The following is a 20,390-nucleotide window of genomic DNA, read 5'->3' on the forward strand; positions in this document are numbered from 1 at the left end:
ATCTCTCAAGAAAACCGCTGCGCCGCTTTTAGCTGAAAATAAGCGAGCAATGCAAAAAACGTCACCTGTGCAGAAAAAACGGCGCATTTTGAGAATTGCATCCTCTGAGGAACAGGGAGTACTCTTTTATTAGAAGGACCTTCTCGTTGTCCAAAGGAGGATAAAACAAATGAAAAAACATCTCCGAGTCCTTGCGGCCGTTCTGGCACTGTGCTTCAGTCTGCTGTGCCCGGCAGCATCTGCCGCCAGTGTACAGACTGCGGTCTGCAAGCCGTCCACTGCAGCCGTTCAGACCATTTCTGCCGGCAAAAAGACGGAGCAGATGGTCTGGGTCCCAACGCACGGCGGCAAAAAATATCACAGCAAGTCTACCTGCAGCAATATGAAAGACCCGGAAAAGGTTACATTATCGAAAGCAAAAGCGGAAGGCTTCACTGCTTGCAAAAAAGTGCTATTAAGGAAATAAAGAATGATCTGCAAAGCCCTTGCCGGAAATTTTCTGGCAGGGGTTTTGTATGTGTCTACAAAAAGTTAACAAAAGAAATTACAGAAAAATTACAAAACCCTATTGCAAAATGGTTTCAAAAGAGTTACAATATGGTTACAGCAAGGGTGAACGACCCTGCTGAGTGTGAAATCTTTTTCTTCTTGTTTTTTGGGATATCGGGCACAGGTTCTCCTCCTCCGGCTGTTCTCCTTCACAGTCGTGATCCATGTGCCGCACAGGCGGTATCCCGCTTCGTGTGCAAAAAAGCTCGTCCGTTCTGGACGAGCTTTTTTGCATCCATAAATCACGCAAAACCGGCTTCTCATGCGGGAAAGTATGACCTTACGCCATTTTGGTGGGCAATTTGCCTGTTTTTCTGCAAAGGACATTTACAAAGTTTGGCGCGGCGGGGGTTTGTATTCCGGCTGGCTTTGTGGTACAGTATATACAATCAATTTACAGGTTGCAAACATGAATCCGATTGATGTTGATGCGTTAAGAGAAAAGGAGTTTGAACATGGCTTATTTCTATAAAGAACCTTCCCGCACTTTCGGTGAATATCTGCTGATCCCCGGCTATTCCTCTGCAGAGAATATCCCCACGGCTGTCAGCCTCAAGACCCCGCTGGTCAAGTACCGCAAGGGCGAGGAGGAGTGCCCCCTGCAGATGAATATTCCCATGATCAGCGCTATCATGCAGGCGGTCTCTGGCGATAAGCTGGCCATTGCACTGGCCCGTCAGGGCGGCGTGTCCTTCATCTACGGCTCTCAGAGCATTGAGAACGAGGCTGCCATGGTGCGCCGCGTCAAGAGCTTCAAGGCCGGTTATGTCGTGTCCGATTCCAATCTGGCCCCCACTGCCACCCTGCACGATGTGCTGGAGCTGAAGGCACGCACCGGCCACTCCACCATTGCCATCACTGCCGATGGCACTCCGAGCGGCAAGCTGCTGGGCATTGTTGCATCTCGTGACTACCGCATCAACCACACCCCGGATGATGCCCCTGTCACCACCTTCATGACTCCCATTGAAAAGCTGGTCACTGCACCGGAGAACACCTCCCTGCACGATTGCAACAACATCATCTGGGATAACAAGATCAACACCCTGCCTCTGGTGGATGCCGAGGGCAACCTGAAGTATATGGTGTTCCGTAAGGACTACGACTCCCACAAGAAGAACGCCAACGAACTGCTGGATAAGAACAAGAGCTATGTGGTGGGCGCAGGCATCAACACCCGCGATTACGCTGAGCGCGTGCCCGCACTGGTGGATGCCGGTGTGGATGTGCTGTGCATCGACTCTTCCGAGGGTTACTCCGAGTGGCAGAGCCGCACCATCGGCTGGATCCGTGAGCACTACGGCGATACCGTCAAGGTGGGCGCAGGCAACGTTGTGGATGCCGAGGGCTTCCGCTTCCTGGCCGAGGCTGGTGCAGACTTCGTGAAGATCGGCATTGGCGGCGGTTCTATCTGCATCACCCGCGAGACCAAGGGCATTGGCCGTGGTCAGGCTACCGCTGTCATCGAGGTGGCAAAGGCCCGCGATGAGTACTATAAGGAGACCGGCATCTACGTGCCCATCTGCTCCGACGGCGGCATCGTCCACGATTACCACATCACGCTGGCACTGGCCATGGGTGCGGATTTTGTGATGCTGGGCCGCTACTTTGCCCGCTTTGACGAAAGCCCCACGAATAAGGTGCGCATCAACGGCCAGTATATGAAGGAGTACTGGGGCGAAGGCTCCAACCGTGCCCGCAACTGGCAGCGCTACGATCTGGGCGGTTCCAGCAAGCTGAGCTTTGAGGAAGGCGTGGACAGCTACGTGCCCTATGCCGGCCCTCTGGCTGACGGTGTGCAGACCACTCTGTACAAGGTCAAGAGCACCATGTGCAACTGCGGCGCTCTGTCCATCCCGGAGCTGCAGCAGAAAGCAAAGCTGACCGTGGTTTCCTCTACCTCCATCGTTGAGGGCGGCAGCCACGACGTTGTGCTGAAGAATGCTACCCCCAATATCATCAACGGTTAACACGTTTGTTCCGAAAGCCGCCCGTGCTGTTTGTGTATGGGCGGCTTTTTCTTACCGGAAATCGACCGGGATTTTCCAAAAATGCTTGCACCGCTCTGCGTTTGGTGATATCATGATAGAAACGCACTGTCAAGACAGGCAGGCGCGCAAACCTTCCCACAGGTCAGAACGGCAGGGGACAGCAAGGAGCCTTTGCCGGGTGTAAAGAAGAGAGGATACTGTTCATGGACGAAATCAAGGTTGTGCCTTATATTCCAGATGAGGACTACGACAACCCCGCAATGGTCGTGGATTTTTATGAATTTACAATGGCAAACTGCCTGTTCCTGCACGGATTCAAGGACACCACGCTGGTGTTTGATATGTTCTTCCGCAAGAACCCGGATGCTCAGGGCTACTCCATCAGCGCCGGTCAGCGCAAGCTGACCCGCTTCCTGCTGAACTACCACTTCAATGCACAGGATATCTGGTGGCTGCGCACCAAGGGCATGAGTGAGGAATTCTGCGAGTATCTGCGCGCCTATCAGTGGAAGGGCGACATGTACGCTCTGCCCGAGGGCACGGTGGCATACCCGCATGTGCAGATGGTGCGCATCGAGTGCGACCTCGTGGGCGCAATTCTGATCGAGACCTACCTGCTGCAGACCATGAACTTCCACAGTCTGATCGCCACCAAGGCTACCCGCGTCACCGGCCTGAACACCCACACGCCCCGCAGCGTGATGGAATTCGGCACCCGCCGTGCGCAGGGCGAAAGCGCTGGCAACGATGGTGCATATGCTGCTGTTCTGGGCGGCTGCGTGGGCACTGCCAACTGTTTGGCCGAGATGAAGTTCGGCGCGGAGGTCAAGGCTGTGGGCACCGTAGCGCACAGCTTCATCGAGTTCTTCCCCACGGAGTTTGATGCATTCAAGGCCTTTGCCGATACCTACCCGGATTCGGTCAGTCTGCTGCTGGACACCTATAATATCATGGAGAGCGGTCTGCCCAACCTCATTAAACTGGACGATTACCTCATCGAGAAATACCCCAACGACCCGAACCGCCGCGTCAAGAGCGCTCGTATCGACTCCGGCGACCTGGCCCGCGGCTCCAAGCGCCTGCGCAAGGCACTGGATGCGGCCGGTAAGCCTTACATCAAGCTGGTGGCTTCCAATGGTCTGGATGAAAAGAAGATCGCCAACATGGAGCTGTATGAGCACGCTCATTTTGACTCCTACGGCGTGGGCGAAAACCTGATCACCTCTGCTTCCGACCCCGTGTTCGGCGGGGTGTACAAGCTGGTGGCGGTCAAGCAGCCGGACGGCAGCTACACTCCCAAGATGAAGTGCTCGGATTCCGCCAGCAAGGCCATCATTCCGGGCAAGAAGATGCCGTGGCGCCTCTACGATGAAAATGGTCAGGCCCAGTGTGACCTGATCGCCATGGATGATGAAGTCATCGAGGCGGGCAAGCCCGTCACGATGGTCAATCTGGACTCCGATGCCATCGAGCGCACCGTCACCATTACCCCCACCAAGGTCAAAAAGCTGCTGGTGCCGCATGTGCTGAATGGTCAGCTGGCCATTGAGCTGCCTTCGATCGCAGAGAAGAAGGCCTACATTGCAAAGCAGCTCACCGAGGAGACCTGGGAGAGCGAACTGCGTCTGGAGTGCCCGCATAAGCACTATGTGAACATGACCCCGGCTGTGGCCGAGTGCCGTTCCAAGATGTACGCAGAGCTGCACGGCGGCAAGGTGTAAAATAAGCAAAATAAAAAGCCCCTCAAGCGTAAGCTTGGGGGGGTCTTTTTATGCCGCCGACGGGGGTTGAACCCGTACTCTGTCTCCAGAAAGGGATTTTAAGTCCCTCGTGTCTGCCAATTTCACCACAGCGGCATACAACGCTAATAATAATACAATAGAATGGCTTCTTTGTCAAGAAAAAGCACGGAGCCCGTCTCTTCATCCTCCATTCACGATTCATTTGTAAAAAGTGCTTTTTCTTTCCGTGGTTTCATGGTATAATAACCTTCAGATACGGTTTTCCGGGCCGTAGCCGCGTGCTTTGGCAGCGCGGCAGAAGAGGGCAGAGCGGGCAGCGTACCGCTCTGCTGGGGCAGTGCCCGCAAGATAGGGCGGGCGGGAAATACAAAAAGAGAGGCGAATCGAGATGTTGGATATGATCAAGTGCAGCACCGGCGGCGCATACTATGCCCGCGGTGAATGGGTGCCTGCAGACGGCGAAGCAAGCGCCGCACTGGCAGCAAAGGGCTTTGATGCCGCAGCCATCGAGAACGCAAAGACCGGCACCATGGCCTACAGCATTCTGCAGGCCCACAACACCAGCGGCGATGCCGAAAACCTGAAGATCAAGTTCGATGCCATGGCCAGCCATGACATCACCTTTGTGGGCATCATCCAGACGGCCCGTGCGTCCGGTCTGGAGAAATTCCCCATTCCGTATGTGCTCACCAACTGCCACAACAGCCTTTGCGCCGTGGGCGGCACCATCAATGAGGACGACCACCGCTTCGGCCTGTCCGCCGCCAAAAAATACGGCGGCATTTTTGTGCCCCCGCATCTGGCGGTCATCCACCAGTACATGCGCGAAAAGTTTGCGGGCTGCGGCAAGATGATCCTTGGCTCGGACTCCCACACCCGCTACGGTGCTCTGGGCACCATGGCCATTGGTGAGGGCGGCGGCGAGCTGGCAAAGCAGCTGCTGGGCCGCACCTACGATGTGGCTCGTCCGGGTGTTGTTGCAATTTATCTCACCGGCTCTCTGCCTGCAGGCTGCGGCCCGCACGATGTGGCCATTGCGCTGGTGGGCAAGCTGTTCAAGAGCGGCTATGTCAAAAACAAGGTGATGGAGTTTGTCGGCCCCGGCGTTGCGTCCCTGCGTCAGGATACCCGCAACGCCATCGATGCCATGACCACCGAGACCACCTGCCTGTCCTCCATCTGGGAAACCGACGAAACGACGCAGAAATTCCTTGCGGTGCATGGCCGTGCCGCCGACTATAAGAAGCTGGCTCCGGCCGACCTTGCTTATTACGACGGTGTGGTAGAGGTAGACCTTTCTGCCATCCGCCCCATGATCGCACTGCCCATGCATCCCTCCAATGCATTTACCATTGAAGAGCTGAACGCAAACCTTGAGGATATTCTCCATGCCTGCGAGCAGGATGTGCAGAAGCTGATCGGCCGCAAGGATGTCAGCCTTGACCTGTGCAGCAAGATCGAAAACGGTAAACTGCGTGTGGATCAGGGCGTGATCGCAGGCTGTGCAGGCGGTCTGTACGACAGCATTTATGAAGCTGCCTCCATCCTCAAGGGCCACACCGGCGGCTGCGGTGACTACGCCCTGAGCGTGTATCCCGGCAGCCAGCCCATCATGATGGAACTGGTGCGCACCGGAGTCATCCACGACCTGATGGCCAGCGGTGCCACCGTCCGCACTGCGTTCTGCGGCCCCTGCTTCGGCGCAGGCGACGTGCCCGCCAACGGCGCGCTGTCTATCCGCCATACCACCCGCAACTTCCCCAGCCGCGAAGGCTCCAAGCCCGGCAACGGCCAGCTTTCCGGTGTGGCACTGATGGATGCCCGCAGCATTGCGGCCACCACGGCCAACGGCGGCATTCTGACCCCGGCTACCGATATCGACTATGATCCCACCGTGCCGGAGTATCAGTACGATCCTTCCAGCTACGATACCCGCGTGTATCAGGGCTTTGGCAAGGGCGATTACGATGCCCTGCTCAAGCTTGGCCCCAACATCAAGGACTGGCCCGAAATTGCACCGCTGGGCGATAACCTGCTGCTGAAGGTGGCATCTTACATCACCGACCCTGTCACCACCACCGACGAGCTGATCCCCTCCGGTGAGACTTCGTCTTACCGTTCCAATCCTCTGGGCTTGGCCGAGTTCACCCTCAGCCGCAAGGACCCGGAGTATGTGGGCCGTGCCAAGGCCGTGCAGGCCGAAGAAAAGGCCCGCCGTGCAGGCGAGGGCAGCGCCGAGGTGCTGGCCCAGCTGCACAAGGTGCCCGGCTGCGAAAACCTGACTTGGAACGATGTGCAGATCGCATCCACCATCTTTGCCGTCAAGCCCGGCGATGGTTCTGCCCGTGAGCAGGCGGCCAGCTGCCAGCGTGTGCTGGGGGCCGGTGCCAACATCGTTACCGAGTACGCCACCAAGCGCTACCGCTCCAACCTCATCAACTGGGGCATGCTGCCGCTGCAGCTGGTGGGCGCAACGCCCTTCGGTCTGGGCGACTATGTCTTTATCCCGAATGTCCGCGAGGCCCTCAAGGGCGACCTGCAGGACATCAAGGCCTATGTGCTGGGCGACACTGCAAAAGAGTTCAGCCTGTACATGGCCCCGCTGACCGCCGACGAGCGCAAGATCCTGGCCGACGGCTGCCTGATCAATTTCTATAAGCACTGATATGATAGAAGGCTTCCTCTTTGGGGGAAGCCTTTCTCTGGCTTTCTTGGGAGGTTCGTTTTCCATGCCCGGCGATCTTCACAACCATTCCACCTGTTCCGATGGCTCTGTACCCATCCACCGCCTGCCGCTCATGGCGGCGCGTGCGGGGCTGGACACCATGGCCATTTCCGACCACGACACCCTGCTCAGCGTGAACTACTGCTATGAGCACCCTGTGCAGGACGGCGTGCGCCTGCTTCCGGCCACCGAGCTGACCGGCTATGACCATGAGCATAGGCATCGCGTGCACCTGCTGTGCTACTTCCCGGACCCGGAAAGCCGGGAACTGAAGGAGCACTGCGACATCCTGCGCCAGCGCCGCAACGAGTGCGGCCTGCAAAGCGCAAAGGAGATCGAAGCGCTGTACCCGCAGTTCCGCACGGAACAGGCGCTGGAATACGCAAAGGACAGCGGTGTGCTGTTCAAAAGCGGCATTATGGAAGCGCTGCACCAGCTGGGGCTGTGCGATGCTGTGTACGGCAAGCTGTACAGTTATCTCTTTGGCTGGGAGCCGCGCGGCGTGGTGCTGCATCAGGTAAAGTATCCCTCGGTGCAGGAAGTGATCGCCACGGCGAAAGCTGCCGGTGCGGTGCTGGTATTTGCACACCCGACCGTTTACAAGAGCATGCCGCTGGTGCGTCAGCTTGCCAAAGAGGGCATCATCGACGGCATTGAGGTGGAGCACCCCCGCAACAGCCCGGAGGACAGGGCCGAGTGTGCTGCTCTGTGTGAGCAGTATGGGCTGATCCATACCGGCGGTACGGACTTCCACGGTGCAAACCACAAGGTGCCGCACCCGGTGGGTACCTGTACCACGGCAGACGATCAGGTGGCCCGCATTCTGGAGCTGGCCCACAAGCGCCGCGGTATTGATGTGTGACCCGGTCACATTGACATTCCGACACGCTGCTCTATAATAGAAGCAGACGATCTTCGTCGGGATTTCTGTCAAAAAGAGAGGATTTTGAACTATGAGCAAGGAATTCAGCTTCCCGAACAGCGGCACCTGTTCCAAGCAGACCAACTTTGTGCTGAACGATGACCACACCATTGCGTCTATGGAAGTCATTGGCGGCTGCAACGGCAACCTGAAGGGCATCTGCCGTCTGGTCAAGGGCATGAAGGCCGAAGATGTGATCGACCGCATGGAGGGCACGCTCTGCGGTTTCCGCAATACCAGCTGCCCGGATCAGATCGCCAAGAACCTGAAAAAGGCTCTGGCCGAAATGGACTGAAAAATCAAACAGCGAAGGGGAGATGCCTGCGGGTATCTCCTTTTTGTTTTCCCATCCCGACAGAAAGAGATGTTTTTTTTCTGTGCTTCGGGGCTATACTTCTTGTGAAAACGAATTTCATCAGCAAGGAGCGGGCAAATGAGTATTTGGGAAAAACTTGGCTTTGGCGGGTACAAGGGCTTTTCGCACGAGTCGGATCAGCTGCTGCGCAGTGCGGTGGAGCTTGCCGGGAACCTTGGCTGCGAAAAAGCCGATACCGGCCACCTGCTGCTGGCGATCCTGCAGCAGGATCACGGGGCGGCAGCACGGTTTCTGGAGGGCAAGCAGATCCGGGAACCAGAGGTGCGCCGTCAGCTGGCCGAGAGCCGCCGCGCACCGGCTTTGCATCTGGACCGCTACGCTCTTGCGCCGGACCTCAAGCGCACCATGGATTACGCCATCATCGGGGCACAGAACGCGCACCTGAACCGGGCCGAGCCGGAACATCTGCTCTGCGCCATGCTGGAGGATGACGGCTGCACAGCAGGCATCCTGCTGGCATCCATGGGCGTGCAGCTCACAGATGCCGTGCGGGAATGCCGCCAGCTGTCCGGGCAGTTCGTACTGCCGTATCAGACGCGGACCACGGTCAGTGCGCCGCGCGGCAGCCGCGCCAGTGATAAGTACTGCCGGGATCTGACCCGCCGTGCTGCGGAACGGGAACTGGACCCGGTGTTCTGCCGAGAAGCAGAGCTGGATCGCATGGTGGAGATCTTATGCCGCCGTCAGAAGAACAACCCCTGCCTTGTGGGGGAGCCGGGCGTGGGCAAGACCGCCCTTGCCGAAGGGCTGGCCCAGCGCATTGCCACGGATCGTGTGCCCCGTGCGCTCAAGGGCCGCCGTCTGCTGGCACTGGATATGGCCAGCCTTGTGGCGGGCACCAAATACCGCGGTGACTTTGAGGAGCGGTTCAAGAACCTGCTGGAAGAGCTGGTGCGGGACGGCAGCTCCATCCTGTTCGTGGACGAGTTCCACACCATCGTGGGTGCCGGTGCAGCGGAGGGTGCCATCGATGCAGCCAGCATCTTAAAACCGGTGCTGGCCCGGGGCGAGATACAAATTATCGGCGCTACCACTACCGAAGAGTTCCGCACCCACATCCAGAAGGATGCCGCACTGGAACGCCGTTTCGGCAAGGTGCAGGTAGAGGAGCCTACGCCCGCGCAGGCGCTGGATATCCTCAACGGGCTTGCGCCGCGCTATGAGCGCTACCACAATGTCTGCCTTCCGCCGGAAGCGCTGCAGGCTGCGGTGGAGCTTTCGGTGCGGTATCTGCCGGGGCGCTTTCTGCCGGATAAGGCCATCGACCTTGTGGACGAAGCCTGTGCGGCGGCACGCATCCGGGCCGAGCAGGCAAAGCAGTCAAAGCCCACGCTGATGCCGGACGATATCGCCCATGTGGTGGCGCAGGCCAGCGGTGTGCCGGTGGAGCGGGTAGGTGAGCAGGAGCGGGAACGACTGGACAAGCTGGAAGAACGTCTCAACGCCGAGATCGTGGGCCAGAGCCGGGCTGTGGCTGCGGTGGCAGGTGCCATCCGGCGCAGCCGCACCGGTCTTGGCGAGCCGGGCCGGCCCATGGGTGCCATGCTGTTTCTTGGCCCCACGGGAGTGGGCAAAACGGCTCTTGCCCGGGCGCTGGCGGTCAGCTGGTTCGGCAGCGAAAAAGCCCTGCTCAAATTTGATATGTCGGAGTATCAGGAGCAGCACACCGCTGCCCGGCTGCTGGGTGCGCCGCCGGGCTATCTGGGCCATGACGAGGGCGGACAGCTGACCGAAGCAGTGCGCCGCCGCCCTTACAGTGTGGTGCTGTTTGACGAGATCGAAAAGGCACACCCGGACATTCAGAACATCCTTTTGCAGATACTGGAAGATGGCCAGCTGACCGATGCCATGGGCCGCAAGGCGGATTTCCGCAACACCATCGTACTGCTCACCTCAAACCTCGGCGCACGTTTTTTGGCGGGTCAGAGCACGCCGCTGGGCTTTGCGGCGGGCAGCGAAGCCGTGTTTGAAAAGCAGTCTGCGCAGGCCATTGAGGAGGCAAAAAAGTGGTTCCGGCCAGAGCTGGCAGGCCGTCTGGACGAGATGATCGTATTCCGTCCGCTGGCCGACGACAGCCTGTGCGCCATTGCCGAAAAAATGCTGTGCCAGCTGGAGCAGCGTGCCGCCCGCAGCGGCTACCAGCTGCATCACACACCGCGGGTAGGGCAGGCGCTGGCAGCAAAGGCCCGCTCTGCCTACGGGGCCAGAGAACTGCGCCGCGCAGTGGACAGGGCAGTGGAGCAGGCACTTGCGGATCAGATCGCATCCGGCACGGCCTGCGTGGGCCAGCACTGGACAGCGGACTGCTCGGCGGATGGTGCTATCGTCCTGCGGGAGGACGAAACCGCAACACTGTAAAGCATCTGAAGCTCAAAAGGACCGCCCTGAGTTACAAGACCCGGGGCGGTATTTTTTGTCTGCAGGGGGCGGGCGGAAGCAATTCACGCAGCTTTTGGCGCGATTCACGCAGGTTTTGTTCCATTTTTTGTTAAAATGTGGTATGCTTCCCTCAAAGCATACCCCCCCCCCGTAAATAAAACGGAACAAAAAAGGAGAAATCTGTATGAAATTGCACAAGCTTATCCAGCGCGCTTCGGCGGCAGTTGTGGCCTCGGCCATGATACTGTCGGTGACACTGCCAACATTGGCTGCGGCCCCGGACGGAACGGGCAATGCCGCTGCGGCAGATATGGTAAATTTGACGAACGGTACTGCCGCTTTGAGCGAGGAAGATGAAGGGCGAGATACCGGTATCACCGTCAACGGCCAGAGGGTGCTTGTCAACAGTACCGTGGTCGATAATATCCCGATTCAGTTTACAAGCGGCACGGATGCCAGCACCCTGACGATCCTGCAGGCAGTTGCCGGCGATCTGACGATTAAGGTAAATCCTACCGCTGCGGGTGAAGTTGATGTAGTGATGAAAACAGAAAGCGGCGCAGCTGTCGGCGGAAAACTGACCGTGGCCGGTGCACACAACGTGACCATAACCGGTGAAACCATGGTGGCAGATCGAGCGGATATTGACGATATCAGCGGTGATCTGACCCTGATCGCAACGGGTGAGGGTGGCAAGGCGATCCGTGATCGGATATCGGTCTGCGTTTCTTCTAGTAGTGGCGAAAAGGCGATTTATGTCGGCAGCAACAGAGAAACGGAACAGTTTGAAAGCCGTATCCATCCTTGCGTATGGCGCAGTTGGTATCCTTCGGAAGCTTATATCAGCGTCCGGAAAGCACCTGCCTACCCGGTAACAGTGCATGGAGGAGAACTCGATAACTCTGAGAATAACACGACCTTTTACAAAGGTGAAACTGTATGGGTGAAAAGCTCCCGGCCAGAAAAGGGCCTGAAATTCAACCGCTGGTTTTTCCCGGCTGACGTAGAAACTACCGATGACCCGACAGATACGGCCTTTTTCTTTACCATGCCAGACCATGCGGTGGAAGTGACGGCGAATTGGGAACTTTACACCGGCAGCGAACCGACGGTGTTCTGGGAATATTACACCGGTAGCGGTTTGCTTACCCCGGATAATACTCCGCAGGATCCGGCTGGCATGTCAAACATGACCGTTTCCTATGACTCTGCAAGCAAGACATACACGGTCGATCTTAAGGGCGATCTTGAGATTCCGGTGGATTTCAAAGGCAACGAAAATCCGAACATCAAGGTCAAAGGTGAACTGGGAAATTCCGTCCATATTTCCGGTGCAAACAATGTAAGCGTCGATATTGATTCCCAGGAGAGGAGAACAGATCTGAATGTGGATTGCGCCGGTACGCTGAGGCTGGAAAATAAAACCGGGAACTCTCCTCTGGAACTAAAACTGACCTATAAGCAGGCCGAAGGCGCGGGCTACACTGTGGTGCTGGACGGCGAAGAACTGGAAGAAGCGCCTGCTTATGAAAATGCCGCCGTAAGCCTGAACGAGAGCCTGACCATCATCCCGGACATCTCGGACCCCATCCCGGATGATTCCAGTGCGGGCGGTGACAGCTCCGATGCCGCAGGGGCTCTTGTGGCAGCAGCTGTTGCAGGTGCTGCTGTCTTTGGCGGCTACACCATCATCACGGAACTGATGCTGCAGGATCTTCTGCCCGAGGGCGCGGCGATCCCCAAAAATCAGGCCCAGCTGGCAAAACTGGTCTGGCAGACGGCGGGCTTTCCGGAACCGGAAAATGCTTCTGCCTTTGCCAATATGACGGACCCCGAAACAGCCAAAGCTGCACAGTGGTGCGTGGAGCAGGGCTATTTGGATGCGGATTTCGATCCCGACAGATGGACCCCGAAATTCAAGGTCATCCAGACATGGAATAAGGCATTCCCCAAACAGTAAACATCCCCCCGAAGGGAGCGGAGACATCCGCTCCTTTTTTGTGCGTACGGGGCAGGGACATTGTGAGATTGGCTCTTGCATCCTTTTGGTTTTCTGTTATCATAGAAGCAACAGAATTGCAGGAGGAAGTCCATGCGCACATTATTTCTTTTGAACCCAACTGCCGGTAAGGCCGATTGCACCCGTACGCTGCCGCAGCAGCTCAATGCTGCCGCCGCGCGTGCAGGGCTTGCGCCGGAAGAGTATACCATTCAGGTCACAAATCACGCCGGTCATGCCCGGGAGCTGGCCAATGCCGCTGCGCAGCAGGCCCGGCAGAGCGGGGAAGAACTGCGGGTCTTCACTGCCGGCGGCGACGGCACCTTCAACGAAGCGCTCACCGGGATCTATGGCTATACAAATGCAGCCGTGGGCTGTCTGCCCTTTGGCAGCGGCAACGATTTTCTGCGCACCTTTGGTACAAAGGAAGAGTTTCTGGATCTGGATGCCCAGCTGGCCGGTGGGCCGGTGAGCATCGATCTGATGCAGACCAGCCTTGGCCTTTCGGCCACCATCTGCGCTGCCGGTCTGGATGCGCAGGTTGCCTACGGCATCCCGAAGTTCCGGCGCATCCCGCTGTGCGGCGGCGAGATGGCCTATGTGCTTTCCATTGTGGAACAGCTGTGCGGACACATTGGCCGCAGGGTGGAGTACACCATCGATGGTGAAACGCTGGATGTGGACTGCCTGATGTGTGCCATCTGCAATGGCCGCACCTATGGCGGCGGCTTCTATGCAGCGCCGGAAGCACAGCCCGACGACGGCTGGCTGGATGTATATATCATCCGCAAGGTGAGCCGCGTGACCATTGCAAAGCTGCTGGGAATGTACAAGAGCGGCAAGCACTTCCAGAACGGTCAGCTCGTCAGGGCTGCAGAGCCGTACTTCATTTACCGCCGCGCAAAGCAGGTGAGCCTGCGCGCTGCGGATGGCCGCGGGCCGATCGTTGCCACGGCAGACGGTGAATGCGCACCCAAGGAGCAGATCACTGTACAGGTACAGCCGCTGGCAGGGCGCATCCTTCTGCCAAAGCCTGCTTTTGAGCGCTTTGCAGCGCAGAGAACGGCACAGAGTGCAGGCCGAACATGAAAAACCAGAAGAAGAGACAGCTTTTTTGTCCAAGAAGAAAGCTGTCTCTTTTTCGCTGTACGGCTGATTTTTTCATCTGTCATAAATTCTTAACAAAAAGAAGCAAAAAAGGTCTTGATTTTTCGGGTCAAGATGAGTACAATACACTTAGCACTCAGAGAAATGGAGTGCTAAAGAATCAAAGAGCCAACATGAGGCCCTTTGGACACAGCAAAGTTTTAAATTATATTTTTACTATAGGAGGGCAAGAACTATGAAGATCATTCCTCTTGCAGACCGTGTTGTCATTAAGGCTGTTGAGGTTGAGGAGACCACCAAGGGCGGTCTGATCCTGACCGGCAGTGCTAAGGAAAAGCCTCAGGTGGCTGAGGTCATCGCTGTCGGCCCCGGCGGCGTTGTGGACGGCAAGGAAGTCAAGATGACTGTGAAGGTCGGCGACAAGGTCCTCACCAGCAAGTACTCCGGTACCGAGGTCAAGGTGGACGGCGAAGAGTGCACCATCGTCCGTCAGGGCGATATCCTGGCAGTCGTTGAGGACTGAGCGGTTTCCCCTCTGATATTTGAAAATTGAGCTTTAAAGGAGCGATTTGATTATGGCTAAGCAGATCAAGCAGGGCGAGGATGCCCGCAAGGCACTGTGTGCCGGTATCGATACCCTGGCAAACACCGTTAAGATCACCCTGGGCCCTAAGGGCCGCAATGTGGTGCTGAGCAAAAAGTTCGGTGCACCGGTCATCACCAACGATGGCGTGACCATTGCCAAGGAGATCGAGCTGAAGGACGAGTTCGAGAACATGGGCGCACAGCTGGTGCGTGAAGTCGCTACCAAGACCAACGACGCAGCAGGCGACGGCACCACCACCGCAACCGTTCTGGCACAGGCCATGGTCACCGAGGGCATGAAGAATGTCACCGCCGGTGCAAACCCCATGGATATCCGCCGCGGCATGAGCAAGGCTGTTGCCAAGGCTGTTGAGACCATCAAGGCTCACAGCCAGAAGGTGAAGGACAGCAACGATATCGCCCGCGTCGGCACCATTTCTGCAGGCGACCCCGAGATCGGCCGTCTGATCGCCGAGGCTATGGAGAAGGTCACCTCCGATGGCGTTATCACCATTGAGGAGAACAAGACCACCGCTGAGACCTACAACGAGATCGTGGAAGGCATGCAGTTCGACCGCGGCTACCTCACCCCGTATATGGTCACCGATACCGACAAGATGGTGGCTGATCTGGACAACGCCGCCATCCTGATTACCGATAAGAAGATCAGCGTGATTCAGGATCTGGTCCCTCTGCTGGAGCAGGTGATGCAGAACGGTCTGAAACTGCTGATCGTTGCTGAGGACATTGAGGGCGAGGCTCTGTCCACTCTGATCGTCAACCGCCTGCGCGGCACCCTGAACGTCTGCGCTGTCAAGGCTCCCGGCTTTGGTGACCGCCGCAAGGAAATGCTGCAGGATATCGCAACCCTGACCGGCGGCACCGTGATCTCCTCCGATCTGGGCTATGAGCTGAAGGATGCTACCGTCCAGATGCTGGGCCATGCCCGTCAGGTGAAGGTCTCCAAGGAGAACACCACCATCGTTGGCGGTGCAGGCGATAAGGACGCCATCGCAGCCCGCATCGCTCAGATCCGCAGCCAGATCGAGGCCGCTACCAGCGATTTCGACCGTGAAAAGCTGCAGGAGCGTCTGGCAAAGCTGGCTGGCGGCGTGGCCGTCATCAAGGTCGGCGCTGCTACCGAAGTTGAGATGAAGGACAAGAAGCTGCGCATCGAGGATGCTCTGAACGCAACCAAGGCTGCTGTTCAGGAAGGTGTTGTTGCTGGCGGCGGCACTGCTCCTATCAATGCGATCCCCGCTGTGCGTGAGCTGTGCGACACGCTGGAGGGCGACGAGCGCACCGGTGCCAAGATCGTTCTGAAGGCTCTGGAAGCTCCTCTGCGCCAGATCGCTAAGAATGCCGGTCTGGAAGGCAGCGTCATCATCGACAAGATCATCTCTGCCAACAAGCCCAACTACGGCTTTGATGCTCAGAACGAGGTCTTTGTGGACGATATGATCGCTGCTGGCATCGTTGACCCCACCAAGGTCACCCGTTCCGCTCTGGAGAACGCAGCCTCCGTCGCTGAGATGGTGCTGACCACCGAAAGCTTGGTCGCTGATCTGCCGGAACCCCCTGCTGCACCCGCTGCTGCAGGCGGTGACATGGGCGGTATGGGCGGCATGTACTAAGCAGCAGACGTGCTTACTCAATAAGTACCTTATGGAGACGGGATCTCTTCGGAGACCCCGTCTCTTTTTGTATAGAAACCACAGATGCAGCCCACTCTATCAAAAAGGGGTGAGCAGATGTCCGGCAAACGGGTATTGGCGTTGCATGCAGCTGTTCTGCTGGGGTTTGCGGTGGTTTTGTGCCGCCTGTATTTTCTGGCAGAGAACCATACCTATGCTGCCCGGGCCGAAGCGCAGAGCACGGTCCGGCTCTCGCTGCCTGCCCGGCGGGGCAGTTTCTACGATCACAGCGGCCTGCTTCTCACCGGGCTGGAAACGCGGTATCTTGTCCTCTGCTTCCCGGGCGAAAACAACTACACACGCCTGTATGCATTTACGGACAGTGCCGGGCAGGCACTTTTGTACCGGAACCGCAACCGCTCCGCACCGTTTCTGCTGGAAGTGGACCGCGACCTTTCCGGGCGCGGCATACGCTGCTTTGCAACGGCACGGCGCTGCGCAGAAGTTCCGCTGTGCCAGCATCTGATCGGCTATCTGGATGCAGAAGGCCGCGGCACTGCCGGGCTGGAAAAGGCGCTGGACAGCCAGCTGGCCGGGACAAAGGAGCATGACACGCTGGTGTGCGCGGTCACAGCACAAGGACGGCTGCGGGCCGGGGAAACACCGCAGCTCACCCGGCAGGACAGCAGTGCGGTTGGCGTGCAGCTGACGATCTCCCGCCCGGTGCAGCGTGCCGCCGAAGCGGTGGCCGCAGACACCATGACCAGCGGCTGCATTCTGGTTCTGGACACGGCCACTGCTGCGGTTCGCGCCAGCGTCAGCGTACCGGGCTATGACCCGGATGACCTTGCCGCAAGTCTGGATGCACCGGACAGTCCGTTCCTGAACCGCGCACTGGAAAGCTATGCTGTGGGTTCAGTGTTCAAGCCGGTGCTGGCTGCGGCAGCGCTGGAGCAGGGCATCCTGCCGGAGTACGAATGCACCGGTGCGGTGGTGGTGGATGGACAGATCTTCCGCTGCGCAGGCGGTGTTCCGCACGGAACGGTGGACATGACTGCGGCTCTGGAAAAAAGCTGCAACGGCTATTTTATCCGGCTGGGGCAGCAGCTGGGGGCAGAGACGCTTTTGCAGATGTCTCGGCAGCTTGGCTTCGGGCAGGAGGTGCCGGTGGCAGGTGCGCTGCACGCCGATGCCGGAAAGCTGCCGTCTGCCGAGGAGCTTGCCCAGAGCGGCCAGCTGGCAAATTTCAGCTTTGGGCAGGGCGGTCTGCTGGCATCACCGGTACAGATCGCCGCCATGATGAACACAATTGCTTCCGGCGGGGTGTACCGCACGCCTTTCTTCGTGTGTGGCTCGGTGGATGAGACTGACGGTACGCCGCTGGAAACGCTTGCACATCCGCAGTCAAGGCGGGTGATGAGTGCGGAAAATGCAGCGCTCCTGCGTAAAATGCTGCAGCAGGTGGTGGAAGAGGGCACCGCACAGGATGCTGCCTGGCTGGAAGAAGGGGCTGGCGGCAAGACCGGTACCGCTCAGACCGGGCAGTTCACACCGGATGGCACGGAACGCAAAAACTTGTGGTTCGCAGGGTTTTACCCGGCGCAGCAGCCGCGCTACACCATTGTGGTGCTGCAGGACGGGCAGGTGAGCACGGAACATTCCAGCGCCGCCATCTTTGCCCGGCTGTGCGCAATGCTGGACCTTCTGGCATAAAAACGCGCTGAATTTGTAAAATAAACGCAAGAGAAAACGCAAGAGAAATCTTAGCGGATTCTCTTGCGTTATTTTTTTTGCGCATTTTTCAGGAAAGCGAGGGAACAGGAATGGCAAAACACATGACGCAGGATGACCGCAAGGCGCTGGAAGCTCGGTACAATGCTGGACAGAGCGTTGCCGGAATTGCCAGGGCGATGAGCTTCAACTATTCCACCATCTATAAGGAACTGAAGCGCGGCGACACTGGAAAGATGGATGCCAATGGCCGCGCAGGGTATAGTGCAGAGCTTGGGCAGCAACGCTTATACAACGCAAAGCAGCGGCTCAGGTATCGGGCGGATTGCCAGGCGGAGTAAGGCATGGGAGAAGTGTTCAAGCTGAACCATTGCTACAATGTGGACTGCCTGCCAGCAATGGAACTGTTCCCGGATAATTATTTTGATCTGGCGGTTGTGGATCCGCCGTATTTCTCTGGCCCGGAACGCAGAGGCTTTTACGGATCCAAAGTCAGCAAAATAGGCGTACACCGTGACTACCCCGTCTCTCCTGCTTGGAGTAAACCAGAGCCGGAGTATTTCAGGGAGCTGTTTCGAGTGTGCCGCCACTATATTGTATGGGGATGCAACTATTTTGACTACCAGTTTGCTACCGGACGGATCGTGTGGGACAAGTGCAATGGAAATTCTAGCTTTTCAGATTGCGAGATTGCGGCGACAAATTTGTTTTCCTCAGTGAGAATGTTCCGGTATATGTGGTCCGGCATGATGCAGGGAAAAAGCATCACAGAAGGCGACACCATGCAGGGAAACAAGAGCTTGAATGAAAAGCGAATCCACCCAACGCAGAAGCCGGTTGCTCTTTATGACTGGATTTTCAAAAACTATGCAGAGCCAGGGCAGAAGATCCTTGACACCCACCTCGGAAGCGGAAGTAGCCGCATAGCGGCATATGAGGCAGGGCTTGGCTTTATCGGATTTGAAATTGATCCGTTCTATTTCCAGTTGGAAGAAGAACGGTTTTCTGAGTACACAAGTCAAACAAGCCTGTTTCACATGGAGGGAAAGAAAAATGATTCTTGAAAAACTTCACAGAGCAATCAACAACTTCAACAAGACATTCAACTGGCGACGCTTTCGCCGCGATGCGCTGCACCTGGGAGAAAGCCTGCTGGTGTTCGGCGTGCTGTATGGCATTTTTTCAACCCTGATCTGGGGTGTCTGCTGGCTGTTCAAAATCAATTACAACCCAGATCTCATTGCCGTTGCATGGGCAGTGCCGGTGTTGCTGGACACTTTGGTCAAAAAGGCTTATGACTGGAACAATGAAGTCCGGGACTGGGATTGAGAGGTGGGAACGACCTATGGATGAAGCAACAAGAATCTCGCTGAAAGACCAGTTCAACAGCCTTTTGGTACGGGCTATTGAGGGTAGGCGCGGCGGTATGGCACTGATGCGGGTGCTGGAAGAACTGGACTTTTACAATTCCCCGGCCAGCGCGAAGCATCACCTGAATGTCCCCGGCGGTCTGGTGCTGCATTCTCTCAATGTGGCAAGAGCTGCCCTGGAATTGTGCGACAAGATGCCGCAGTTTGCAAAATGCAATAAGGGCGCAGTCTTGACCGCCGCGTTACTCCATGACGTTTGCAAGGCTGGGCAGTACATCAAAAAGCCGGATGGCAGTTACCGTTATGAAGATAGTCACTTGATGGGACACGGTGAAGCATCCGTCAGCATTATCAAAGACTGGATTTTCTTGACCGACACGGAAGCCCTGGCAATCAGGTGGCACATGGGAGCATATAGCGGAGAGCAGGACTGGGGAACGCTCAGCAAAGTATACGACCGCTGCCCGGAAGCCCTGTGCCTGCACATGGCTGACATGATCGCAACGCACATCATGGAGGTAGAAGAGTGAGCAGAGGCACCGCCTACTATGATCTTCCGAATGGTGAGCGAATAGAACTGCCGACAACCATGCCGGATGTTGAGGAAGTGCCGGGACCCCTATGTGATGGAAAATTTGAATTGCCAGAAGCCGTAAAAGAAATGTTCAAGTGGATGGATGAAACATTCGGAACATGGGAAAGCGACTTCAGCAGTTTCAAAATCTGGATGAAATTGCGGAAAAACTTCAATCCACCGGTGCGCTGGGAAGCGGTGCAGGACAAGCGTCGAAACCCAAAGCCTTTGGGCCGAAACATCTATTTATATAAAGCAAGGAAGATCAAGAGCTTGGCAAGAAGTACACATACCAGAGTATCCCTGCACAAGGGAAAACAAAAGGGTACTGAAGAACAGTGCAAGCACACATTCAAGATAACCACAGCCCGGTGCGCGCCTTGCAGTGGTTACAACGTGGAGTGCGAGCACTACGAGAAAAACAATACCGCTGATACAAAGCATGGTTCTTCTCAACCGTGAAATAAGCAGCCCTGCACCGCAGAAGCGGGGCTGCTTTTATATGGCGCATGGCGCTTTTTCTAGGCATTGAGCGCTGCAAGCAGGGCCGGACCCTGTATGCGCCGAGTTGAGTTTTCCATGGAAGACGGTACGGTCAGGAAATCAGCCGTCCGGCATAGCGGAATGGTGCTGTACAGCAGCGTCCTCCTTTCCGTTCAAGCCCGGTGAAAGACCGGGCTGCCATTTCCGCGAAAGACGCACCCGC

18 protein-coding genes and 1 tRNA gene are annotated in these 20,390 nt (G+C 57.1%); 18 read left to right on the forward strand and 1 reads right to left on the reverse strand.

Annotated elements, in window-relative coordinates; all coding sequences use genetic code 11:
• Positions 1–169 precede the first annotated feature (169 nt).
• From MTP41_RS15025 to MTP41_RS15040, 4 genes are all read left to right on the forward strand, one after another.
• Positions 170–466, forward strand: coding sequence for a hypothetical protein (locus MTP41_RS15025; RefSeq protein ID WP_249235852.1), 297 nt, complete (start codon positions 170–172; stop codon positions 464–466).
• Positions 439–972, forward strand: coding sequence for a hypothetical protein (locus MTP41_RS15030; RefSeq protein WP_249235853.1), 534 nt, complete (start codon positions 439–441; stop codon positions 970–972). The genes MTP41_RS15025 and MTP41_RS15030 overlap by 28 nt, the downstream gene beginning before the upstream one ends.
• A gap of 32 nt (positions 973–1,004) precedes the next feature.
• Positions 1,005–2,519: an IMP dehydrogenase gene (locus tag MTP41_RS15035; protein ID WP_005937254.1), complete on the forward strand. Its 1,515-nt coding sequence runs from the start codon at positions 1,005–1,007 to the stop codon at positions 2,517–2,519.
• Between the two features lie 224 nt (positions 2,520–2,743).
• Positions 2,744–4,261: a nicotinate phosphoribosyltransferase gene (locus MTP41_RS15040; RefSeq protein WP_249235854.1), complete on the forward strand. Its 1,518-nt coding sequence runs from the start codon at positions 2,744–2,746 to the stop codon at positions 4,259–4,261.
• 51 nt (positions 4,262–4,312) lie between these two features.
• On the opposite strand, the gene MTP41_RS15045 is transcribed toward MTP41_RS15040, so the two are convergent.
• Positions 4,313–4,396 (reverse strand) — tRNA-Leu (locus MTP41_RS15045).
• Between the two features lie 283 nt (positions 4,397–4,679).
• On the opposite strand from MTP41_RS15045, the gene MTP41_RS15050 reads away from it, so the two are divergent.
• The 14 genes from MTP41_RS15050 to MTP41_RS15115 all read left to right on the forward strand — a co-directional run bounded on the left by MTP41_RS15050 (position 4,680) and on the right by MTP41_RS15115 (position 20,146).
• Entirely contained in the window at positions 4,680–6,947 is a 2,268-nt protein-coding gene (locus MTP41_RS15050) for a hydratase (RefSeq protein WP_371288191.1), read from the forward strand.
• A gap of 64 nt (positions 6,948–7,011) precedes the next feature.
• Positions 7,012–7,869, forward strand: coding sequence for a PHP domain-containing protein (locus tag MTP41_RS15055; RefSeq protein ID WP_118526966.1), 858 nt, complete (start codon positions 7,012–7,014; stop codon positions 7,867–7,869).
• A gap of 91 nt (positions 7,870–7,960) precedes the next feature.
• Positions 7,961–8,224 (forward strand): TIGR03905 family TSCPD domain-containing protein, encoded by a 264-nt coding sequence (locus tag MTP41_RS15060; RefSeq protein ID WP_005937268.1) that lies wholly within the window; start codon positions 7,961–7,963, stop codon positions 8,222–8,224.
• Positions 8,225–8,362: 138 nt separating this feature from the next.
• Positions 8,363–10,663 (forward strand): ATP-dependent Clp protease ATP-binding subunit, encoded by a 2,301-nt coding sequence (locus tag MTP41_RS15065; protein WP_249235855.1) that lies wholly within the window; start codon positions 8,363–8,365, stop codon positions 10,661–10,663.
• Between the two features lie 205 nt (positions 10,664–10,868).
• Positions 10,869–12,644 (forward strand): InlB B-repeat-containing protein, encoded by a 1,776-nt coding sequence (locus tag MTP41_RS15070; protein ID WP_249235856.1) that lies wholly within the window; start codon positions 10,869–10,871, stop codon positions 12,642–12,644.
• A 132-nt stretch (positions 12,645–12,776) separates the two neighbouring features.
• The gene (locus MTP41_RS15075; protein ID WP_249235857.1) at positions 12,777–13,772 is read left to right on the forward strand and encodes a diacylglycerol/lipid kinase family protein; all 996 of its coding nucleotides are present in this window, start codon (positions 12,777–12,779) and stop codon (positions 13,770–13,772) included.
• A gap of 253 nt (positions 13,773–14,025) precedes the next feature.
• Positions 14,026–14,313: a co-chaperone GroES gene (locus MTP41_RS15080; RefSeq protein WP_005937287.1), complete on the forward strand. Its 288-nt coding sequence runs from the start codon at positions 14,026–14,028 to the stop codon at positions 14,311–14,313.
• Between the two features lie 52 nt (positions 14,314–14,365).
• On the forward strand, positions 14,366–16,009 hold the full coding sequence (gene groL / locus MTP41_RS15085) for a chaperonin GroEL (protein ID WP_097777868.1): 1,644 nt from the start codon (positions 14,366–14,368) through the stop codon (positions 16,007–16,009).
• 117 nt (positions 16,010–16,126) lie between these two features.
• On the forward strand, positions 16,127–17,722 hold the full coding sequence (locus MTP41_RS15090; protein ID WP_249235858.1) for a peptidoglycan D,D-transpeptidase FtsI family protein: 1,596 nt from the start codon (positions 16,127–16,129) through the stop codon (positions 17,720–17,722).
• 110 nt (positions 17,723–17,832) lie between these two features.
• Positions 17,833–18,081 (forward strand): helix-turn-helix domain-containing protein, encoded by a 249-nt coding sequence (locus tag MTP41_RS15095; protein WP_249235859.1) that lies wholly within the window; start codon positions 17,833–17,835, stop codon positions 18,079–18,081.
• A gap of 3 nt (positions 18,082–18,084) precedes the next feature.
• The gene (locus tag MTP41_RS15100; protein WP_249235860.1) at positions 18,085–18,804 is read left to right on the forward strand and encodes a DNA methyltransferase; all 720 of its coding nucleotides are present in this window, start codon (positions 18,085–18,087) and stop codon (positions 18,802–18,804) included.
• Complete coding sequence (locus MTP41_RS15105) at positions 18,794–19,069, forward strand: hypothetical protein (RefSeq protein WP_112148767.1); 276 nt, start codon at positions 18,794–18,796, stop codon at positions 19,067–19,069. The genes MTP41_RS15100 and MTP41_RS15105 overlap by 11 nt, the downstream gene beginning before the upstream one ends.
• A 16-nt stretch (positions 19,070–19,085) precedes the next feature.
• On the forward strand, positions 19,086–19,640 hold the full coding sequence (locus MTP41_RS15110; RefSeq protein WP_112148768.1) for an HD domain-containing protein: 555 nt from the start codon (positions 19,086–19,088) through the stop codon (positions 19,638–19,640).
• Positions 19,637–20,146 (forward strand): hypothetical protein, encoded by a 510-nt coding sequence (locus MTP41_RS15115; protein WP_112148769.1) that lies wholly within the window; start codon positions 19,637–19,639, stop codon positions 20,144–20,146. The genes MTP41_RS15110 and MTP41_RS15115 overlap by 4 nt, the downstream gene beginning before the upstream one ends.
• Positions 20,147–20,390 lie beyond the last annotated feature (244 nt).

The organism is Faecalibacterium sp. I4-3-84, from assembly GCF_023347255.1.
In the GTDB taxonomy this organism is placed as follows: Bacteria; Bacillota; Clostridia; order Oscillospirales; family Ruminococcaceae; genus Faecalibacterium; species Faecalibacterium taiwanense.